Here is a 21,612-nt window from a genome sequence, read left to right on the forward strand (position 1 = left end):
CCCTCACCCCGCCATCCTTCGGCCCCGTCCACAACCGCCTCACCACCCCCGGCGGCGACATCCGCCCCTGCCGCTGCCGCAAGCTCCACGAACCCACGGACGCCCTGGTTGGGACGCCACTGAACCCCGAGACGTACGACTACACGGGCGCGGTCCTCTTCAACGCTCATGCCTCCGCGCTCTGGGCCCGCTTCACCACCTACCTGCGCCGGGATACTCGCCGCCGAACTCGGCATGACCCAGAAGGCCGCCCGCGCTGTCCTGCGGATCTCCTTCGCCAAGGTCGCCGAGTACCAAAAGCGCGGCCTGGTCCACTTCCACGCCGTCATCCGACTCGACGGCCCCAACGGCACCAGCCAGCCCCCGCCCCCGTACGCCACCGTCGCTGTGCTCGCCGACGCCGTACGCGCCGCCGCCTCACGGGTCCGCATGACGGTTGAGTCGGACGCGGTCGGGGAACGCGAACTCGCCTGGGGCGAACAGCTCGACGTCCGCGAGATCGCCGCCTTCGGCACCGACGCCGAACTGACCGACCAGGCCGTCGCCGCCTACGTGGCGAAGTACGCCACCAAGTCCGCCGACGCCTCCGGCGCCCTCGACCGCTCCCTGTTCTGCCGCCCCTGCCAGGGACGCGGCGCCACCCTCCTGCCCCACGGGACACCGCTCCCGTGCACCGCATGCGACGGCACCGGACAGGCCCGGCCCCTGCCCCGCCTCGCCGTCGCACGTCACGTCCGGCAGATGATCCGCACCTGCTGGGAGCTCGGCAGGCTGCCGGAGTTCGCCGACCTCAAGCTCTGGAAGTGGGCGCACATGCTCGGCTTCCGCGGTCACTTCTCCACCAAGTCCCGCCGCTACTCCACCACCCTCGGCGCGCTGCGCGAGGCCCGCCGCACCTGGCGTACCGAACAGGCCCGCGCCCACGCCGACCTGCCCGGCGTCGACTCGACGACCACGCTCGTCGTCGGCCGCTGGGACTACCTCGGCTCGGGCTACAGCCCCGGTGCAGCCCTCCTCGCCGCCCACGTATGGCACCGCAGGGAACATGAACGACAGTTCGCGGCCGAAGGGGGCTGCTGATGACCTCGCCCCCGCTCGCCGTCCCCCATGCGGAGGCGGCACCGCTGCTGGATCTGCTCACAGTGCCCCAGGTGATGACCCGCCTCCAGCTCGGCCGCTCCGCCGTCTATGACCTTCTCCGCACCGGCCAACTCGCCTCGATCACCCTCGGCCGTGCCCGCCGCATCCCCACCCACGCCCTCACCGACTTCATCCGCACCCGCCTCGAACAGGACGCCGCCTGATGACCACACCTCGCCCCGCCTCCTCCCGCCGCTCCCGTGCCCGTGCGAATGGCGACGGGACCGTCTACCAGCGCAAGGACGGACGCTGGGAAGCCGCCGGATATGTCCTTGCCCCCGGCAACACCCGCAAGCGCGTCCGTGTCTACGGCACCACCCGCAAGGACGCGATGACCAAGCTCACCGAGAAGATCGCCGCCAGCAATCGCGGCCTCCCCGTCGCAGCGGCCGACAGCACCGTGAGCGCCTATCTTGCGTACTGGCTGGACGGCGTCGCCGTTCACCACCTGCGGGAGAACACCCACACCCGCTACGCGGCCTCCATCCGCCTCCACCTCAATCCCGGCCTCGGCGCCAAGAAGCTTGCCCGGCTCACCACACGCGACGTGCGCACCTTCCTCGACGGACTCCGCACCACCTGCCAGTGCTGCGCCCAGAAGCGGGACTCCGTCCGGCGATCCTGCTGCGCCATCGGCCAGTGCTGCGACAAGCGCCTGTCTCCGCTGACCGTGACGTACGTCCACGCGGTCCTCAAGTCCGCCCTGGAACACGCCGTTCGCGAGGACGAACTGCCGCGCAACGTCGCCCGCAACGTCAAGACCACCACGCCCCGCCCCAGACGCTTCCAGCCCCTCACCGCCACCGAAGCTCGGAAGTTCCTCCAGTCAGCCAGCAGCGACCGGCTTCACGCCCTGTACGAATTCGCCCTGCGCGCCGGACTCCGCAAGGGCGAACTCCTCGGCCTCCACTGGGAAGACCTCGACCTCGACAGCGGCACCGCGACCATCCACCGCTCCCTCCAGCGCACCCGAAGCCATGGCCTGACCGTCCTGAACACCAAGACCCTGGCCTCCGAACGCCGCATCGCCCTCCCCACCGAATGCATCAGCTCCCTCAAGATCCACCAGGAACAGCAGCAGGAAGAGCGTCAGGCGGCCGGAACGGGCTGGACGGACAACGGACTCATCTTCACCACCCCGAAGGGCAGGCCCCTCGACCCCGGCAACCTGACCCGCCGCTTCCGCCGCCTCCTCCACAGCGCAGGACTCCGGACGATCCGCTTCCACGACCTCCGACACTCGACCGCCACCCTGCTCCTGGAACAAGGCGTCGACCTCGTCGTCATCAAGGAACTCCTCGGCCACGCCCACATTGGCGTCACCGCCGGCGTCTACGCCCACGTCCGACTCCGCCTCCAACGCCAAGCCATCGATACCCTGAACGGCGCCCTCAGCCCTGTCAACGACGACCCCGACGACCCACCCGCCGCGGCAGGCGTCCGCTGACGTTGCCGTCGCCGTTGCCGTCAAGAACCCCAGAAGCCCCACCGAAAACGCTCGGTGGGGCTTCATCGGCGATATTGGAATCCCAGCCGGCCGAAGCTACCGAGAGTCAAACACCAATCTCACGAGAACCCACGCAGGGCCCTCCAGGGTGAATCCTGTGGAATTCCTACCTACGCCTTTCGGGTGGGCCACTTACAGGTCATACGGGTAGAGCTGAATTTCGGAGGCCCGGAAGGAAATGAAACCCTCCACAGGAAGCTCCGACCTTCGGTTCGGGATTTCAATCAGGAGAATGTCCGACCCTACTCTGATCTCCACGACCGAATCATCGCCATCGTCGAATCTGACAACTTGGCCCGTGATGAGGGTGGCAGAGTCCGCCCCGACCTCCGAGAGGGAAGTGGCACCCGAGGGGCCCGCCGTCCAATCTGCGACCTCTTCCGGAACTTCGATCTCAACATCGAATTGACCCACTTCGGCGGGGTTCGCCCCCATCCAGCGGCCAGATGCGATGCCAGACTCGCACTTGAAACGCACGATCCCTTGCGATGGGGTCAGGACTTGCAGAACTTCCACTCTCATCATTTCACCCCCAAGGGAACTCGCTGCATCGTATTGCCGACAGTCCATTCGTTTGTGACGGAGTTCCAATCCCACGTCTCCATATGGAAGTGGAACTTCGTGGGCTTGCTGTTCATCTCGTGATCCCCCATCCGGATGCTGCGGCGCCCATCGGAAGACACGAGACGGTTGGGATCCACCTGCCCAGTTCGCGGGTGAATGTTCGTGTGCGGACCAGGCCCCAAGAAATCACTCCACGCCTGATCGGCCTGAGAAGGCTTAAGGGGCTTGGGGGCCGTGACCTCCGGCAGGTTTTTGACCGTTTCGGCAGGTGCACTGCCACAATTATGAACGAGGACCGGAGTCTCGCCCGCGAGTACATAGTACGTGTGCAGCTCGTTGACGGTGAGGTTGTACATGTCCGCGGTGCCGGGGCGGGTGGTCTTGCCGGCGAGGCGGACGTGGGTGTTGGTGGCGGTTTCGAGGGCGTGGCCGGGAGTGAGTTGGGTTGCGGGGAGCCACTCGTGGAGGGTGTCGTCCCAGAAGGGGTGCTTGGAGGTGGTGTGCAGGACGCTGGAGTGGCCGCTGCCGGTGTCGATCGTCAGGTCGACGAGGTCGTCGTCGTGGTTGACCCAGGTGGCGGTGACCTTCTCGGTGTTCTTGTATTTTCCGGTGTCCGGATCGGCTGCTTCGACTTCGTCACCGGGCTTGATCTTCCCGATGGGCTTGGTCTTGCCACCGTCCATGAGGACTTCGGTGTCGGGGCTGAAGCTGCACGAGCCGGGCTTTTTCTTGCCGATGCCGAGGTCGGGCATCGCCTTTTTTGTGGCCCAGGCGAGGAGGAGCGTTCCGGCGAGAGTTCCGAGCACTTGCGCCGAGTGGCCTTGTCGGGCCTCTTTATATGCCTGTTTCAGGTTGGTGAGTGTGTGGGCCCATCCGTTGGCCGTGTCCTTCGCGTCCTGTACAGCATCGGCACAGTTAGCCGCGACTACGCATTTCGCACCGTCGTACACGGTGGCGAGACCGTCTTTGACGCCGCCCATGATGGACTTACCGGCGCTGCCGGAGAACGTGTCGAGCCACCTGCTCAGCCCGGAGGTTTTCGGAAGGTTCCGGCCGCTCAGGGTCGCCTGCGGGGTCATCTTCCCGTTTTCGCAAGCGGAGCCGGCGGTCTTGTGCGCCACGCAGTAGTTGCTGAGTTCCTGGTCAGCCCGGCAGTACGCGTCACACGGTTTTCCTGCGCCGCCCATGTGCGTGGAGTCGTTCATCAGGCCGTCGGGGTCTGCGCCGGTGATGGGGTTGCCGGCGGCGTAGGAGTAGCCGTTGACCTGTTGCGGGTCTGTGAGTTCAAGGACCGGGTCGAGGGATATGAAGCGGCCGATGGTGGGGTCGTAGTCGCGGGCGCCGAGGTGGGTGAGGCCGGTGGTGTCGCTCTCGATGCCGCCTACGAAGCCGTGGTCGCCGGTCCACGCAGTTGGTGCGGTGCCGCGCTCGTTGCCGAAGGGGTCGCTGCGGCGGTAGGTGACGGCTTGCGTGGTGGCGTCGATCTGCGCTGTGGCGGTGTTGTGCGCGTCGGTGAGGACCCACTGGAAGGAACCGTCGGAACTGCGGACGGCGATGTTCTGCCCGAGCCAGGAGTAGTAACGGGTCGCTGTGGTGTTGGTGGTGCCCTTGTCCAGGTGGACCTCGGTGTCGCCGAGGTAGAGGGTGGTGCCGTTGGCGTCACGGGAGAGGATTCGGTTGCCGTCGGTGTCGTAGAGGTAGCTCTCGCCGGTGCCGTCGGCCGGCTGTTCCGAGTCGAGTTGGCCCTGGTCGTTCCAGATGAGGTTCTCGGTGGTGCCGTTCAGGTCGCGTGTCTGCGTATCGCCGACCGCGTCGTAGGTGTAGCTGTTGGTGGTGGTGCTGGTCGAGGTCTTGGTGGTGGAACTGGTGAGCGTGTGCGGCTGGGTGCCGTTCGGCGAGTCGGCCGGGGAGCCGTAGCCGTATTCGGTGGTGGTGTCCGTGCTGCCAGCGGCAGTGGCGTGCTCGACGAGTTTCTTCCGGTTGCCGAGGGGGTCGTAGGAGTAGCTCTGCCAGTAGGGTGCGGGGCCACTGCCGAGAGTGGTGCTGGTGGGCTCGTTGCCGCAGGCGTCCGCGGTCTGCCAGGTGGCGGCGGTGGTGAATGCCCCGGTGAGGCGGTCATGGCCGTCGTATTGGTAGCACTGGGTGTCGTCGACGCTGTCGGCGCGCGTGTCGACCAGGGTCGGGTTGCCGGCGTTGTCGTAGGAGTAGTGGGAGTCCTGGACGATGCCGCTGCCAGTGTCGTCGCTTACGAGTTGGTGCAGGAGCCTGCCGGTTCCGTCCTCGTAGGTGTTCGTCTCCTGCACCTGCTTGGCCGTGAGCATGGTGAGCTGTTTGACCTGGCCGATGTCTGTGTAGTTCGTCCCGTTGACGTAGTGGTAGTCGCCGTGCAGGGAGGTGGGCATCAGGAGGCTGTTGTAGCCGTAGATCAGCGGTTCCTGGTCCAGGCCGCCGGCGGCCGGATCGGTGGTGGACTCCAGGGTGCCGTCGAGGTTGTAGGAGGCGTCGGTCTCGTAGGAGCCGGCCAGCGCCTGCTCGCCGGGCGCGGAGGGGATGACGACACGGCTGCGGAGCGGGTTGTACAGGGCGTCGTAGGTGCCGACCTGGGAGGTGTACGCCAGCCCTCCGGTTCCTGAGCCGCCGACGTAGCGGGTGGAGGCCGTGGGCAGGCCCTTGGCGACCGAGTCTTAGGTCCACTTGGCGATCTGGTTGGCAGCGGCCTGCTGGTCCACCGGGGCGTCGTACTCGGCTGTTGTGCGGCCGAGTTCGTCGTAGGTGTAACTCGTGGTCTTCCCACGGCTGTCGGTGGCGGACTGCACCTGGTCGAGGTCGGTGTACGTGGTGTGGCTGGTGCCGGCGTCGGGGTCGACGGTGGTGATCTTTCGGCCCATGAGGTCGTACTTGTAGGACCACGCGTTGTTGTCGGTATCGACGACCGTGGTCATCTGCCCCTTGGGGTTGTACTTCTACTTGATCGACGTGTAGGAGCCGGCTCCGGTGGCCGAGTCGTACTGGCGTGTTTCGACGGTGCGCCCGAGGGTGTCGGTGACGGTGGCGGTGGCGATCCCGCCGGTGGGCGGGATGACGGTGGTGATGTCACCGCCGTAGACGGTGGTGGTGGACCAGCGGTAGGCGTTGTCGGCGTAGAAGGCGGCCACGGTGGGCCGTGCGGCTCCGTCGTACGTGGTCAGAGTCTGTGCCGGGTACACGTCGTTGATCGACTGCAAGGTGCCGGAGGGGGCGTCGGTGTTGGAGTAGTCGGAGGTGGATGCCACCGCCAGGCCGCGGGAGTCGTACGTGGTGTCGGTGAAGACGCGTCCGCCGCTGGGTGTGGAGTCCTGTGTCTGCCGTCCGCGCAGCAGGGAGTCGAAGATGTCGAAGGAGTAGGTGTAGCTCGCGCCGTCGTTGCGCAGTTGGCCGGTGCGCACGTACGGCGCTGCGACCCGTTGGGGATCGAAGACGTAGTCGTAGGTGGTGTTGGCGTTCTGCTTGTTGGCCTTGCTGCTGGTGGGCAGCCATACGCCGGTCAGCCGGCCCAGCGGGTCGTAGGAGAAGTCGGTTCGCTTCCCGTTCGGGTCGACCGAGGATGTCTCGACGTTGCGCGCCGGGTCATAGGTGACGGTGTTGCTGAATTGTTTGGCGTTCTTCGAGACCACGCTGGTCACGGGTCCGCCGGTCGTCGGCGTGTAGGTGGTGGTGGCGACGTGCCCGTCGGCGTCGGTCGCCGTCAGCAGGCGGCCTTGGGCGTCGTAGGTGTTGGTGGCCATCGTCTGGAACACGGGTGTGTCGCCGTTGTAGGAGGACAGTCGCTGGGTCGAGGTCTCGTTGCCGACGGTGGGTGCGGTGCCGTAGGGCAGGTCGTCGTACAGGCTGCGGGTCTCGGAGACGATGTCGTCGGGGATCTTCGGTGTGGTGCCGCACGGTACGTCGACGGTCCGGACGTCGATGGGGAGGTTTCTGATCCACGCCGTGGTGTTGTCGGAGTACTTGGTGGTGGTGCACTGCTCGTCACCGGTGACGGCGTCGTCGCCGTGGTCGTCGACCGAGGTGTCGGCGCCGGTGGCCGGGTCGTAGCTGGTGGTCACCGTGGAGGTGCGCGGGAGGCCGCTGGTGCGGTCGGTGCGGGTGGTCACCGTGGTGGGCCGCACGATGAACGCCTTGCGGCTGCCGTCGGTGGCGGTGTTGGAGGTCCACTCGTCGGTGATGGTGGAGGTGACCTCGTCGGCGCCGTTGAAGGTGCGGGTCTCACGGACCTGTCCGGCCAGGGGGTCGGCATCGGTGGCGTGGGTGCCGTTGGAGTCGACGACGGTGGCGTCGCGGGTACCGCCGGCGGACTGCTTGTCGCCGTCCGTGCCCTGGTAGTAGGTGGTGATGGTCTTGGTGCGGGTGGTCTGGCTGTCACCGGTGGTGGTGGTGACCAGGCCGTAACCGCGCCACTGTGACCAGCTCACGTCCTTGGCAGGGCTGGTGAGGTCGTCGGTGTCGTAGTGCCAGGCCGGGTTCTGGTAGGCGTAGTCGGTCTCCATGTTGGCAGATCCGCCGGACGGGTCGGAGACGGTGACCTGCTTGACGACGTACTTCTGGAACCAGTCGGTCTGCTTGTCCTCGAACGGCGGGGCCCACGTCACCGGGTAGCACAGCATGGTGTTGCTGTCCGCTGCCGAGGGCATGTGGGAGCCGGCCAGGCATTGGGTGGCCGTGTCGGGAAACTCGTCGCCGTAGTTGGCCGTGATGACGGAGCCGGTCTCCGACGTGATGGTGCGTACCCGCCACTTGATGAGTGCGGCAATGTCGTCGTGGGAGGCATCCACCCGGTTGGTGAGCTGCTTTCCCCCGAAGGTCACCGGCGGCATGGGCTGCTCGCCGCCGTCCTCGCCGGTGCGGGTGATCGACTTCAGCCACAGGCCCGCCGAGGTGCCGTCTCCCGGGTCGGGGAAACTCTGGTCCAGCGCCCAGGAGTCGACCTTGCGGTAGTCGGGCGTGGACGCGGCGGCGTCCCACACGTAGGTGGTGATGCCAGTGAGGCGCTTGCGGGTGAAGAACGACGGGGACGTCGACTTGCACACCGCGTCGGCGGCACAGATCTGGTCGAAGGGGACGTCGGGCCAGTCCTTGGCCGCCGTGGAGTTCAGCGTCGCGCAGGTCTCGCCGTCCTTCACCTGCAGGCAGCGCTCGGCGGTCGTGAACTTCACCTGGTCGGCGGGGGTACCGAAGAACGTCGAGTCGGTCTCTCCGTAGTCGATGCGGTCCAGGTAGGAGCCGCGGTCGTAGGAGGTGCCGGCGCTGGTGGTGTTGCCGTTCTTGCCGTAGGAGTTGGTCTCCTTGGTGTACCAGTACGACATCGCGTCGTGGTGGGTGTCGACCACGTAGGAGAGGTTCCAGCGCCATGCCTGCGTGCAGGAGCTGGCGGCGAAGGTGCCGGCGTGGCAGGGTTCGCCGCTGTCGTCTCCGAAGACGGGGACGGTAAGGGTGGAGTTGGTGCTCGGCTTGCCGGCGGCCCACCCGGGCAGTTGGTCCATCCCGAAGACGTACTGGGTGCCATCAGTAGTGGTGACCTTCCAGTACTCGCCGTTGTCGTCGCCGTTGGTGGTGCCGGGGCAGGCGTTGGCATCATCGTCGGTCTGGCCGGAGTAGGGGTTCCAGCAGCGCACGACGTGCTCGCCGTCGTCTTCCTTGGGGTGCCAGGTCTTGGTGTCGGCGTTCCAGAGCAGCGGGGTGGCCTTGCCGTTCAGCACCAGGTTGATGTTGTTCCCGGCCCAGCACTGGTCGTACTTCCCGGAGGCGGGGGTGCCGTCGTCGTCGCAACTGTCGTAGGACCGCTCGACGTACGACGTGCCCAGGTCGAAGCCCTCACCGACCCAGGAGGGCTGGTTGTTCGTCGAGGGCAGGCGGCCGTCCACGCTCTGGGCGTCGTAGCTGATCGCCAGATCGGGGATCGGCCCCGAGGCCGGAGGAGGGGTGGCGATCGGGTAGGACCAGGTGAAGTCACCGCTGGAATTGCCGGCGTTCCACGTCGCGGACGGGGACAACGACGTGGCCTGGTAGGAGCCGGCGCCCGACTTGGCCGTGGCGTCCGCGGCCAGGACCATCGTCGTCGGCGCGGCTGCGGAGGTCTCGGCCGGCAGGGTGGCGCTGAGCGTCTGCGCCGTGACGTCGTTGTCGATCCCGGTCAGTGGGGTCCGGGTACGGCACTGCGGTTTGTCGGGCGTTGTCAGGGAGCAGGCGGGGAGGGCGGCCAGGGTCAGTCGTGCGCCGAAGTCCCCTCCGTAGGCGTGGGCGAAGCCGGAGTAGTCCAGCGACACACGGGCCTGGTCGAGGCCCGCCGCCGTCCGGGGCCGGGTCACCTTCATCAACGCCCCCGAAACGCCGGCGGCCTGGGCGGCGGCGTGGGAGGCGACGGACACGGTTGCCTGGCTGCCGGTGGGCGTGGCAGGTGCCGTTCCAGCAGAGGCGGTTGCCCCTGACGTGGCGGCTTTGGCCGTGTGCCCAGGTGCAAGCGCGACCTTGGCGTCAGAGGTCGTCGCCCACGAGACCGGCTTCTTCAGCAGATCGGTCGTTCGCTTCGCGGCCGCCGCGGCGGGGTCCTTGACCGTCTTTGCGTGCGAGGTGTACGGAACGGTCTTGGTGTATCTCTGCCCCGGCACGGCGACGTTGTGGTGCCCGTTGCCGCCGGCCCATCCGGGCGGAGCCGCTCCCAGACCTGCCGCTGTCAGTGCGCCGGCGGTCAGCCCAATGACCCACAGGCGCCATTGCCGTGCACGGCTCCGCCGTATGCTCCCCGCCCCGATGTTCCTCATCGCCCCACTCCGCATTCCGGACAATCCGCTCAGATGATGGTCTGCAGGCCCGCGCAACTATGCGCGGATGAGATGTTGTTGCCTGAACTCCTACGCGTCGGCCCACACGTCGGGGCCTTCGGTGGAGTACAAGGTTGTCCCACGCGACGGCCGCACCGGTCGACAGCACCGGCCGCCCCTGGCCGTCGACCAAGGCCGCACCGCCCGACTCCTGCCCGCGAACCTCTAGGCCGTGCAGCGACACCGGGAAGCGCAGCAAGGCGATCTCGGGCGACAGCGCGGCCTCACGCGTCTTGACCACCAAGTTCTCGGCGAACCCATCCGGAACTGCGGAGACCACCAGGTCCACGTCCGGAAGCACCGAGTGACATGTGGCAGTGGCACCGGACACCTCGGGTGCCGGCAGCAGCCACGGCACCGACAAGTCGTAGGACCCGCCGCCCGCGGAGACCGTCACCAGCGGACCCGAACCGCCACCGGAGTACGCCACTCCGACCGCAGCCGCTTTCGGCTTCAGCGAACCATCCGCCTGAGCCTGCAACGTCGTGTCGATCGGTACCCAGGCATCACCTTGCCGGGCCCGCACCGGCTCCGCCGTCGTGTCCAGCCGGAACGTCCCGTCCGGCAACGCGGTCACCGTATCCGTCGGTGTGGTCTCCTCATCGACCACCACAGGGCCACCGCTTGCCACCGCCTTCTTCGACGCGGCATCCTCCGGCGACACTTGAGCCGGCTGGGAAGCGGAAGCCGAACCGCCGCCGGGTGTATCCGCCGCGGCCTCGTGCGCACCTGCGACCATCAACGCCTGGCCCGACAGCACGATCGCCGCCAGCCAAGCCCTGCCGGCAGGCACACGCCTGCCCCCCAACGTCCACATCAGGCCCCACCCCTGACGTCACGCACAGCACTCAAACGTGCCGTGCCAGTAGCCCGGTGATCTTTACATGGGCCATACATTCTTTTGCAAGAGCTTCACCGGGGCTTTGCTTCCTACACCCGGAGCACACCCACGTACACGAATCGATGGGGGCGGAGCTTCGGGCAACCGTGACGCACTATCACTTACGGTACCCAAACGGGTGAGTTGATCTGCCGGTGGGTGACCAGACGTGGGAGGGCAGTGGGAGGGATGCCTTGTGGATGTTTGCCCGGCATTCGCATCGCTCGGCGCGACCACTTCGATGCCCTTCTCGACGAATCCGCTCCGAGCCACAGCACGTGGCACGACACGAAAGCGACGAGGCCGACTCTCGTCAGGCGTCCGTCGACTCGCTCTCATACCCGAGAAGGACTTTGAGGAGAACTCGCCCCGGATACCCGTCGTAGGGCCGCACCAGCGCGTCGAAGATCTCCGGGTCGTCGAAGATCGGCTCTCGGTTGGGGCGCCGTACGTAGGGGACGTGACCGTAGCCTGGAACGCCTGGACCACCGCGAACGTGAAAAGTGCCGGGAATTCCGGGGCCTGGGGTTCGCACGAGCCCGCCGGGGCGGAGGGGACAGTGCCATACTGTCGCAGCACTCCCGCAACATTCGGCCACCATGCTGGTCGTTGATCAACGAGCGCCCTCCCGCAGCGGCGGGGGTTCGGGACATCAACGGATGCGGCGCTTCGGACCGCCCGGACCCGGGTAGATCACTGGAGCCGATGCTTGTCGTGCACCTGCCGTAGCACAGTCGTCATCGGTCCCGATGCGGTGCCGCACGAGTGGGGAGGGCGATGACACGCATGCGCGTGATCCGACGTACCAGAGGTGCCGCGGTGGCGGTGGCCTTGGCGATGGCAGCCGTGGCGTGCACCGGCGGCGGTGGCGGGGGCCACGGCACGATCTCGGATGGCCAGCACGCCACTGCGGCCAAGGGCCAGGTGAAGAAGGGCGGCACCCTCACCGTCGCGGCGGTGGGGGCGGTACCCGACTTCGTCTTCCCGCTGGTCCCGGCGACCAACCAGGACGGCTACAACGCCAACCTCGCCGAGGCGTTGTGGCCGTACCTGGTGTACCCGGGCGACGGCGCCAAGTCGGTGGTGAACAAGGACAAGAGCCTGTTCTCCTCGCTCGACTACTCGAACGGCGACAAGCGGCTGACCATCCACCTCAAGGACTGGAACTGGTCGGACGGCAAGCCGATCACCAGCCGGGACTTCACCTTCGTCTACAACCTCCTCAAGGCGAACTCCAAGAACTGGGTGCAGCACCTGCCCGGGCTCTTCCCGGACGACGTGACGAAGGAGTCCACCCCCGACGCCCACACGGTGGTGCTCGACCTCACCCGGGCCTACAACCCGGACTTCTACACCGACGACGTGCTCAGCACGATCCCGCTGCTGCCCCAGCACGCCTGGGACAAGACCTCCGCCACGGGAGCGGTCGGCGACAACGACACGACCACCGCGGGCGCGAAGGCGGTGTACGCCTTCCTCCAGAAGGAGGGGGCGAAGACCAGTAGTTTCGCCACCAACCCGCTGTGGCAGGTGGTCGACGGACCCTGGAAGCTCAAGGAGTTCCGCAGCAACGGCTACTACAGCTACGTGCCCAACCCGGCCTACTCCGGCACCTCGAAACCGTCGGTCGACAAGCTCGTCATGCAGCCGTTCACCACCGACACCCCGGAGCTCAACGCGCTGCGCTCCGGCGGTTCCCTCGACGTGGCCACCCTGCCGCTCAACGACGTCCGGCAGGCGCAGGCGCTGAGCTCCAGCGGCTACTCGATCGCCAGCGTGCCCATCCCCGGCGTCGCCGGCATCCTGCCGAACCTGTACAACGCCAAGGTCGGGCCGGTGCTGCGGCAGCTCTACGTCCGCCAGGCCCTGCAGTACCTGATCAACGGCCCGCAGATCGTCTCCAAGGTCTACAACGGCTACGCGGACCCCGGCTACGGGCCGGTGCCGGTCAAGGCCACCGGGACGTGGGCCACACCGCTGGAGAAGTCCGGCGGACCGTACCCGTACTCGCCGGCCAAGGCGAAGTCCCTGCTCCAGGCGCACGGTTGGAAGGTGGTGCCGAACGGCACGACGACCTGCCGGAGCCCCGGCGCCGGCGCCTCCCAGTGCGGCGCGGGAATCAAGGCGGGCCAGGCGCTGACCTTCCAGTTCGTCTACTCCTCCGGCCGGGCCACCACGGACGAGCAGGAAGCCGCCATCAAGTCCTCCGAGGCGCAGGCGGGCATCACCCTCAACCTCAAGGCCGAGCCGTTCAACACGCTGATCGGCACGATGGGCAACTGCACCGCGACGTCCCACCCGGCGGCCGGCTGCGGCTGGCAGCTGTCGGACTTCGGCTACGAGCCCTACGCGCTGTACCCGAACGGCACCGGCTTCTTCGACACCGGCGGCTCCGGCAACCTCGGCGGCTACTCCGACCCGACCATGGACAAGCTGGTCAAGGCCACCGAATACGGCTCCTCCACCCAGGCGTTCGCCACCTACGAGGACTACGCCGCCAGGCAACTGCCGTGGCTGTGGGTGCCATTGCGCAGCAGCCTGCTGGTCTACCGGAGCAAGATCCAGGGCATCGTGCCGCTCAACCCGTTCTCGGGCACGGTCGACTACGAAGACTGGGCCTACACCTCGTGACGGGCACACGGTGACGACCTACCTGCTGCGCCGGACCGGCCAGGCGATCGTGGTGGTGATCGGCGTGATGATCGTGACGTTCGCGCTGATCCACCTCGAACCGGGCAGTGCCGCCCGGGCCACGCTCGGCACCCGGGCCAACTCCGAGCGGATCGCGGTCTTCAACGCCGCCAACGGCCTCGACCGGCCGCTGGTGGCCCAGTTCGCGACCTTCGTCAAGCAGGCGGCGGAGGGGAACTTCGGCACGTCGTACTCGATGCACCAGCCGGTGTCCACGCTGATCGCGCAGCGGCTGCCGCGCGACGCCGTACTGCTCGGGCTGTCCACGCTGGTCGCCCTGGCCATCGCCCTGCCGATGGGCGTCTACCAGGCGGTGCGGCGCGACCGTGCCGCGGACCACGCGCTGACCGTCGTGTCGTTCGTGCTGTACTCGATGCCGGACTTCTTCTTCGCGCTGCTGCTGATCGCGCTGTTCTCGGTGCAGTTGCACCTGCTGCCGTCCCAGGCGCCGCAGGCCCAGTCCGTCGCGGGCATCCTGTCCGACCCGCGCGGCCTGGTGCTGCCGGTGGTCACGCTGTCCCTGGTCAGCGTGGCCGGCTTCAGCCGGTACATGCGGTCGTCGGCGATCAGCACCCTCGCCCAGGACTACATCCTGGTGGCCCGCGCGAAGGGGCTGCCCGACCGGCTGGTGCTGCGCCGGCACGTGCTGCGCAACTCCCTGCTGCCGGTCATCACCGTACTCGGGCTGATGGCACCGGCCATCGTCACCGGCGCGGTGATCGCCGAGTCGGTCTTCAACTACCCGGGCATGGGGCTGCTGTTCTACCAGGCCGCCACCAGCAAGGACTACCCGGTGCTGCTCGGCTCGACCCTGGTGGTCGGCGTGGCCACCGTGGTCGGCAGCCTGCTCGCCGACATCGCCTACAGCCTCCTCGACCCACGGATCCGCTATGACCACGCATGACACCGGGGCGGCCACGGCCGGACCACCGGAGGCAGGACCACCGGAGCCAGGACCGCCGCAGGCAGGCACACCGCAGGCGGGCACACCGAAAGCAGACGCGCCCACGGCCCGGCGCGGCTCGGTGCGGCTGTCGGGCGCCACGTTCCTGCGCAACCGGCGGGCCGTGGCCGGGCTGGCCATCGTCGTGGTGGTCGCCGCCTTCTGCTTCATCGGACCTCTGCTCTACCGGACCGACCAGGTCACCGTCCATCTCGACCTCACGCAACTGCCGCCCGGCGACGGCCACCCGCTCGGCACCGACCCTTCCGGGTACGACGTGCTGGGGCGCCTGATGGCGGGCGGCCGCTCCTCGCTCGAACTCGGCTTCGCCGTCGCGCTGGCCACCACCGTCATCGGCACGCTGTACGGCGCGTTCGCCGGGTACTTCGGCGGACTCGTCGACGCGGTGATGATGCGGGTCAGCGACACCTTCCTCGCCATCCCCAGCCTGGTGCTGCTGCTGATCATGGTCAGCATGTTCACCCCGTCACTGTGGATGATCATCGTGCTGCTGTCGCTGCTGTCCTGGCTCACCCCGGCCCGGCTGGTGCGCGGCGAGGTGCTGACGCTACGGACCCGGGAATACGTCCAGGCGGCGCGGATGATGGGCGGCACCGGCCGGCGGGTCGTGCTGCGCCACCTCGTGCCGAACGCGGCCGGCGTCATCATCGTCAGCGCGACCTTCACCGTCGCCGACTCGATCCTGATGCTGTCGACACTGAGCTTCCTCGGGCTCGGGCTGCCGCCGCCGCACGCCGACTGGGGCACGATGCTCACCGGCGGCCTCAACTACCTCTACGACGGGTACTGGTGGCTGGTGTACCCGCCCGCGGTGATCCTCATCATCACCGTCGTGGCGTTCAACCTGATCGGCGACGCCGTCCACGACGCGCTGGACGTCCGCCTGCAACGCCCGTGACCGCTCCCCCGCCGCGCCCGACCCCCGGGCCGGCGGCGGGCGGCGACGAATCGAGGACGGCATGCCACCCCTGCTCGAGGTCGACCACCTCACCACCCACATCCGCACCAGCCGCGGTCTCGTGCGGGCGGTGGAGGACGTCTCCTTCCACCTGGCGGCCGGCGAAACGCTCGGCCTGGTCGGCGAGTCGGGCTGCGGCAAGTCCATGACCGGCCTGTCCCTCATGCGTCTGCTGCCGCCCGGCGGACACCTGGTGGCGGGCTCCTCGGTGCGGCTGGACGGCCGCGAGCTGGTCGGGCTGCCCGAGCGCGACATGCGGCGGGTGCGCGGCAACGACATCGCGATGGTCTTCCAGGACCCGATGACGTCCCTGGACCCCACCAAGACCATCGGCCACCAGGTCGCCGAACCTGTCCTGCTGCACCGCGGCTGCACCCGGGCCGAGGCCGCCGAGCGGGCCGCCGAAGTCCTCGGCCTGGTCGGCCTGCCGCACCCGCGCGAACGGCTCGACGACTACCCGCACCAGCTCTCCGGCGGCCTGCGCCAGCGCGTGCTGATCGCGATGGCACTCGCCAACGAGCCCCGGGTGCTCATCGCCGACGAACCCACCACCGCGCTGGACGTCACCATCCAGGCACAGATCCTCGCCCTGCTGGCCGACCTGCGCACCCGGCTCGGCATGGCGATGATCCTCATCACCCACGACATGGGCGTCACGGCCGGCCACGCCGACCGCGTCAACGTGATGTACGCGGGCCGCATCGCCGAGAGCGCCAGCACCGACCGGCTCTTCCGCGGCATGCGCCACCCCTACACCCAGAGCCTGCTGGCCTCCGTGCCGCGGCTCGACCAGGACCCGGCCCGGCAACTCCCCACCATCCCGGGGCTGCCGCCGGACCTCGCCGACCCGCCGGCCGGCTGCCGGTTCGCCGACCGCTGCTCGTACGCCACCGACGAGTGCCACACCGACGAGCCGGTACTGACCGGCACCGCGGAGCACCGGTACGCCTGCCGGCACCCGACCGACGGCCCCCTGCCGGCCGGCGCCACCCCGGCGGTGCCGCCCCCCGCCGCGCCGGTGAAGCCCGACACCGCCGGGCCGGAGCAGGTCCCCGCCCGGCCGAACGCGACCACCTCCGCGGGGCCGGAGCAGGTCCCCGCCCGGCCGAAGTCGGCCACCCCCACCGAGCCGAAGCCGGCCGGCGCGGACCGGCCGCTGCTCGAAGCGCGCGGCCTGGTACGGGAGTTCCCGGTACGCGGGGCACGGCTGCCCGGGCGCGGCCGGCGGGTCGTGCACGCCGTGTCCGGCGTGTCGTTCACCCTCGGGCACGGCGAGACCTTCGGCCTGGTCGGCGAGTCCGGCTGCGGCAAGACCACGCTCGGCCGCCTGCTGGTCGGCCTGGACCGGCCGGACGCCGGCACGGTCACCCTGGACGGCACCGACCTGGGGCAGCTGCGCGGCCGCGAACTGCGCCGCCGGCGTCGCGACTTCCAGATGGTCTTCCAGGACCCCTTCTCCTCGCTCGACCCGCGGATGCGGGTCGGCGGCATCCTGCGCGAGCCGCTGCGCATCCAGGGCATCGGCACCGCCCGCGAGCAGAAGGCCCGGGTCGCCGAACTGCTCGCCGAGGTCGGCCTGCCCGAGCGGGGCCTCGATCTCTTCCCGCACGAGTTCTCCGGCGGCCAGCGGCAACGGGTCGGCCTGGCACGGGCGTTGGCGCTCAACCCGCGGCTGATCGTCGCCGACGAACCGGTCTCCGCGCTTGACGTCTCCGTGCGGGCCCAGGTGCTCAACCTGATGAAACGGCTCCAGGCGTCGCACGGCCTGTCGTACGTGGTCATCTCGCACGACCTCGCCGTGGTCCGCTACCTCGCCGACCGGATCGGCGTGATGTACCTCGGCCGGCTGGTCGAGGTCGGCAGCGCCGACGACATCCACCTGCACCCCGCCCACCCCTACACCGCGGGCCTGCTCCAGGCTGTCCCGGTGCCTGACCCGGCGGCCGAGCGCGCCAAGCACGGCGCCGCGATCATCGGCGAACTGCCCAGCCCCGCGGCCCCGCCGTCCGGCTGCCGCTTCCGCACCCGGTGCCCGCTGGCCACCGACCGCTGCGCCGCCGAGGAGCCCGCGCTGCGCTCCTTCGGCCCCGGCCACACCGCGGCCTGCCACTTCCCACTGCGCCAAGCCGCCCCCGAAGAGCTGGTCGTCACACCTGTCTGACGGCCCGTCAGCTCGGCGTCAGCTGCCGCGACCGGCAAGGTGTGCCGGTAACGAGGCGGGCCGGCCCGGTCCGCCGCAAGGCGCCGCAGCGGCCTCGTAGTGGGCCTACTCGGCCGATGCGGCAACGCCGTGGACGGCCGCGCCAGGGCGGCGAGCGGGGCAGACCCTGCCGGGAGGGGCGCCAGCCGTCCGCCTCGGTCAGGCGGCCGGACGGGGGCTGTTCGTGGTGCAGTCGCAGGGCGACGCCGACCAGGTCGACCGTGTCCCGGGCGGGCACTTCGGCGAGCGGCACCCAGGCGGCGCGGTCGGTGGAACCGTCGATCTCGTCACGCAGTTCGCCGCCGCGGTACGGCATGGGCCGGCCGGCGGTGCCGGACCGCCGGGTCGGCGCGGCCCCGGCGCGGGCGGCTGGGATGCTGGCGGCCGGACCGCCGGTCGGCGGGGCGCGAGAAGAAGGTGGTGGGGCCCGTGCGGGCTGTGGTGTTCGAGGAGTTCGGGCGGCTCGCCGAGGTGCGGGAGGTGGCCGACCCCGAACCGCCGCCCGGCGGCGCGCTGGTGCGGGTGGCGGCCACGGGGCTGTGCCGTAGCGACTGGCACGCCTGGATGGGCCACGACGACTCGGTGGCGCTGCCCCACGTGCCGGGCCACGAGTTCGCCGGCGAGGTGGTCGCGGTCGGCGCCGGGGTCCGGGACGTGCGCGCCGGAGCGCGGGTGACGGCGCCGTTCATCCACGCGTGCGGCCGGTGCGCGGCCTGTGCGCGCGGCGACCAGCAGGTGTGCGAGCGGCAGGAACAGCCCGGCTTCACCTACTGGGGCTCGTACGCGGACCTGGTGGTGGTCCGGCGCGCCGACGTGAACCTCGTGGCGCTGCCGGCGGAGTTGCCGTACACCACGGCGGCGGCGCTGGGCTGCCGGTTCGCGACCGCGTACCGGGCGGTGGTGGCGCAGGGCCGGGTGCGGCCGGGCGAATGGGTGACGGTGCACGGCTGCGGCGGGTTGGGGCTCTCCGCGGTGATGGTCGCGGTGGCGTGCGGGGCGCGGGTGGTGGCGGTCGACCCGTCGCCGGAGGCGCTGTGGCTGGCCGGGTCGTTCGGTGCGGCGGTGTGCCTGGCGCCCGGGCCGACCGCGGACGCCACCGCGGCCGCGGTCCGGGAGGCGACCGACGGCGGCGCGCACGTGTCGCTGGACGCGCTCGGTTCCGCGGTGACGTGTGCCGCGTCGGTGGCCGGGCTGCGGGCGCGCGGCCGGCACGTGCAGGTGGGGCTGCCGGCGACGGGCGCCGTCGAGGTTCCGATGGGCCAAGTGCTCGCCCTGGAACTGGAGTTGCTGGGCAGCCACGGGATGGCCGCGCACGCCTATCCGGAGCTGCTGCGGCAGGTGTCGGCGGGGGTGCTGCGGCCGGACTTGCTGGTCCGCTCGGTGATCGGGCTGCCCGAGGCGCCCGCGGCACTGGCGGCGATGAGCGAGGGGTCGCCCACGGGTATCACCGTGATCGTCCCCGACCGCACCGGCTGAGTGCCGGCCGGCGCCGCGAGCGGCGGCCGTACGGCAGGACGCCCGCCGCGAGCGGGATGCGCCGTGACCGGACGCGGAAGACCGTATTCCCTTTCCCCGCACCGCGCGACGGTGCCGTACGATCCCCCGCATGGGTGACGTGATCAAGGGCGTACGGCTGCTCGTCGACGGCCAGCGCTGGGTCCTGCGGAACCGCCGGGACTGGCGGTTCGGCATGGTCCCGGCGCTGATCACGCTGGTCGGATACGTCGTCGCGCTGATCGCGCTCGTGCTGTGGGCCGGGGACCTGGTCGACTGGGCGACGCCGTTCGCCGACCACTGGGCGTCGCCGTGGTCCGGCGTGTTCCGTGGCGCGCTGACCGTGATGCTCTTCGGGGCCGGCCTGCTGCTGTCGGTGATCTCCTTCACCGCGGTGACGCTGCTGGTCGGCGACCCCTTCTACGAGGCGCTGTCCGCGCGCGTGGAGCGCAGCGAGGGCGGCGGACCCGAGGCGCCCGAGCGGCCGCTGTGGCGGGAGTTGTGGATCGCCGTGCGCGACGGCGTCCGGCTGCTGCTGTGGGTGGCGGCCTTCGGGATCGTGCTGTTCGCCACCGGGTTCATCCCGGTGGCCGGCCAGACGGTGGTGCCCGCGATCGGCTTCTGCGTCTCCGGGTTCTTCTTCGCCCTGGAGCTGTGCACGTTCGCGTTCGAGCGGCGCGATGTCCCGCTGACCGGGCGGATGCGGCTGCTGCGCCGCCGTCTGCCGCTGGCCCTGGGCTTCGGGGTGCCGCTGGTGGCGGCCTTCCTGGTGCCCTTCGTCGCGGTGGTCCTGATGCCCGGAGCGGTGGCTGGCGGGACGCTCCTGGTGCGCGAACTGCTCCCGCCGCCCCCGGAGCCCGACCCCGAACAGCGGCCGGCCCCGGAGCCCGAACAGCGCAGCGGCGCGGGACCGTACGAACCCGGGCCGTACGGCGAAGCGGGACAACCCTCCGCCGGTTAGCGCCCGGGGGCGGCCAACGGGTGGGCCGCGGCGGGCTGTTGCCGCCGCCCGGCTCGGGGCGTACCTCGCAGCGGACTTCGGTGCGGGTCTACGCTACCCGCTGGAGCGCGACCATCGCGATGTCGTCGCCGAGCCCGGCCGCGGAGTACCGCAGCAGGTCGGCGCGGATGTCGTCCAGCAGCGCGGCGGGGGTGTCGCGGGTCCAGCCGGTGAGGCGGTCCGCGAGCGGGTAGAAAGCGCCCTCGGCGTCGCGGGCCTCGATGACGCCGTCGGTGTAGAGCAGCAGGATGTCGCCGAGCACCAGGTCGTGGGTGTCGATGTGCTGGTCGGGCCGGGTGAGGTCGCCCAGGCCGAGCGGCAGGTCGGGCACCTCGGGGAAGAGCTGGTGCACGGTGTCGCCGCGGATCAGCAGCGGCGGCGGGTGCCCGCAGTTCGCGATGCGCACACCTCCGCCGTCGGCGGCGATGTCGACGACGACGGCGGTGACGAACCGCTCCAGGAAGTCGGACGCGCCGGACTCTTCCGGCAAGGTGCGCGCCGGCGCGCTCGGGCCGCCGTCCTCCTCCAGGTCGACCAGGTCGGCGCGCAGCCCCCGGTCGAGGTAGCCGGGCAGCGCCGCGAGCGGGACGCGGGCGCGTACCGCCCGGCGGAACGCGCTCAGCAGCAGGCTCGCGACCTCGACGGCGGCCAGACCCTTGCCCTGCACGTCGCCGCCGAGCACACGGGTGCCGCCGCGGTCGCTGACCCCGGCGGCGTACAGGTCGCCGCCGATCGCCGCCTCCTCGTCGGCGGCGAGGTACATCGAGGAGATCGTCACCGGGCCGAGCCGGTCCGGCAGCGGGCGCAGCAGTGCCCGCTGGGTGACCTCGGCGACCTTTCTGACCTGGGCGAGCTGGCGCTCGCGGCGCTGGCGGGTCCGGGCGGCCAGCACGGAGGCGACGCCGACCAGGACGGCGGTCCCCATCACCACGGGGAAATTGGTGGCGTCCAGGGCCCCGTTGTCGTCGGCGGCCCAGGTGACCGCGCCGAGGGTGAAGACCACGATCACCAGCACCGGGATCGGGCCGAGGAACACCGCGGAGAGCGCCGGCACGGCGACCATCAGGCCGCCGATACGGATCGCCCGGCCACCGGCGAGGTCGATACCGAGCAGGAGCGCCAGCCCCGCCAGCGCGAGGGCGATCAGGATCGGTGGGGACCGGTGGGCCCGCCGACCGACCGGCTGCCCGCCGGCGCCGCTCGATTCCATATGACCAACCAACCGCCGGTCCCCGCACCCTTCTCGCCCGAACGCTGGCCGAGATGTCCGTTTCGATCCGCCGGGTCCTGCCGGGGCTCTGCCTGGCTCATATACACATCTCCGCGCCCACGAGACGTGAGACCTTCGCGGATGCCGTCG

The 21,612-nt window shown here is 69.8% G+C and carries 13 protein-coding genes and 1 pseudogene; 9 read left to right on the forward strand and 5 right to left on the reverse strand.

What is annotated here, in order from left to right:
* The 3 genes and pseudogenes from AC13HU_RS07780 to AC13HU_RS07790 form a co-directional block, all read left to right on the forward strand.
* A pseudogene (locus AC13HU_RS07780) lies at positions 1-1,080 on the forward strand (replication initiator); the annotation flags it as partial.
* A complete protein-coding gene (locus AC13HU_RS07785; protein ID WP_360862700.1) occupies positions 1,080-1,304 on the forward strand; it encodes a helix-turn-helix domain-containing protein in 225 nt (74 codons plus the stop codon). The pseudogene AC13HU_RS07780 and the gene AC13HU_RS07785, both read left to right, overlap by 1 nt.
* On the forward strand, positions 1,304-2,587 hold the full coding sequence (locus AC13HU_RS07790) for a tyrosine-type recombinase/integrase (RefSeq protein ID WP_483041016.1): 1,284 nt from the start codon (positions 1,304-1,306) through the stop codon (positions 2,585-2,587). The genes AC13HU_RS07785 and AC13HU_RS07790 overlap by 1 nt, the downstream gene beginning before the upstream one ends.
* Positions 2,588-3,168: 581 nt before the next feature.
* On the opposite strand, the gene AC13HU_RS07795 is transcribed toward AC13HU_RS07790, so the two are convergent.
* The 3 genes from AC13HU_RS07795 to AC13HU_RS07805 form a co-directional block, all read right to left on the reverse strand.
* Complete coding sequence (locus tag AC13HU_RS07795) at positions 3,169-5,613, reverse strand: polymorphic toxin-type HINT domain-containing protein (protein WP_483041017.1); 2,445 nt, start codon at positions 5,611-5,613, stop codon at positions 3,169-3,171.
* Between the two features lie 282 nt (positions 5,614-5,895).
* The gene (locus AC13HU_RS07800) at positions 5,896-6,153 is read right to left on the reverse strand and encodes an RHS repeat domain-containing protein (protein ID WP_483041018.1); all 258 of its coding nucleotides are present in this window, start codon (positions 6,151-6,153) and stop codon (positions 5,896-5,898) included.
* A 21-nt stretch (positions 6,154-6,174) separates the two neighbouring features.
* Positions 6,175-9,852 (reverse strand): hypothetical protein, encoded by a 3,678-nt coding sequence (locus tag AC13HU_RS07805; protein ID WP_483041019.1) that lies wholly within the window; start codon positions 9,850-9,852, stop codon positions 6,175-6,177.
* Between the two features lie 1,912 nt (positions 9,853-11,764).
* Between AC13HU_RS07805 and AC13HU_RS07810 the strand changes: the two genes are divergently transcribed.
* The 4 genes from AC13HU_RS07810 (at position 11,765) to AC13HU_RS07825 (ending at position 17,719) form a co-directional block, all read left to right on the forward strand.
* Complete coding sequence (locus tag AC13HU_RS07810) at positions 11,765-13,576, forward strand: peptide ABC transporter substrate-binding protein (protein ID WP_483041020.1); 1,812 nt, start codon at positions 11,765-11,767, stop codon at positions 13,574-13,576.
* 10 nt (positions 13,577-13,586) lie between these two features.
* The gene (locus AC13HU_RS07815) at positions 13,587-14,540 is read left to right on the forward strand and encodes an ABC transporter permease (RefSeq protein ID WP_483041021.1); all 954 of its coding nucleotides are present in this window, start codon (positions 13,587-13,589) and stop codon (positions 14,538-14,540) included.
* Positions 14,527-15,498, forward strand: coding sequence for an ABC transporter permease (locus tag AC13HU_RS07820; RefSeq protein WP_483041022.1), 972 nt, complete (start codon positions 14,527-14,529; stop codon positions 15,496-15,498). The genes AC13HU_RS07815 and AC13HU_RS07820 overlap by 14 nt, the downstream gene beginning before the upstream one ends.
* A gap of 61 nt (positions 15,499-15,559) precedes the next feature.
* On the forward strand, positions 15,560-17,719 hold the full coding sequence (locus AC13HU_RS07825) for a dipeptide ABC transporter ATP-binding protein (protein WP_483041023.1): 2,160 nt from the start codon (positions 15,560-15,562) through the stop codon (positions 17,717-17,719).
* Positions 17,720-17,726: 7 nt separating this feature from the next.
* Here AC13HU_RS07825 and AC13HU_RS07830 read toward each other — a convergent pair whose 3' ends face one another.
* Positions 17,727-18,074, reverse strand: coding sequence for a hypothetical protein (locus AC13HU_RS07830; RefSeq protein WP_483041024.1), 348 nt, complete (start codon positions 18,072-18,074; stop codon positions 17,727-17,729).
* A 113-nt stretch (positions 18,075-18,187) separates the two neighbouring features.
* Here AC13HU_RS07830 and AC13HU_RS07835 point away from each other — a divergent pair, with 113 nt between their 5' ends.
* Both AC13HU_RS07835 and AC13HU_RS07840 read left to right on the forward strand, forming a co-directional pair.
* Positions 18,188-19,234: an alcohol dehydrogenase catalytic domain-containing protein gene (locus AC13HU_RS07835; protein ID WP_483041025.1), complete on the forward strand. Its 1,047-nt coding sequence runs from the start codon at positions 18,188-18,190 to the stop codon at positions 19,232-19,234.
* A 130-nt stretch (positions 19,235-19,364) separates the two neighbouring features.
* Positions 19,365-20,213 carry an EI24 domain-containing protein gene (locus AC13HU_RS07840; protein ID WP_483041026.1) on the forward strand — a complete coding sequence of 283 codons (849 nt, stop codon included), beginning with the start codon at positions 19,365-19,367 and terminating at the stop codon, positions 20,211-20,213.
* 88 nt (positions 20,214-20,301) lie between these two features.
* On the opposite strand, the gene AC13HU_RS07845 is transcribed toward AC13HU_RS07840, so the two are convergent.
* The gene (locus AC13HU_RS07845) at positions 20,302-21,462 is read right to left on the reverse strand and encodes a PP2C family protein-serine/threonine phosphatase (protein WP_483041027.1); all 1,161 of its coding nucleotides are present in this window, start codon (positions 21,460-21,462) and stop codon (positions 20,302-20,304) included.
* Positions 21,463-21,612: the final 150 nt, after the last annotated feature.

Source organism: Streptomyces sp. NH27, from assembly GCF_056859195.1.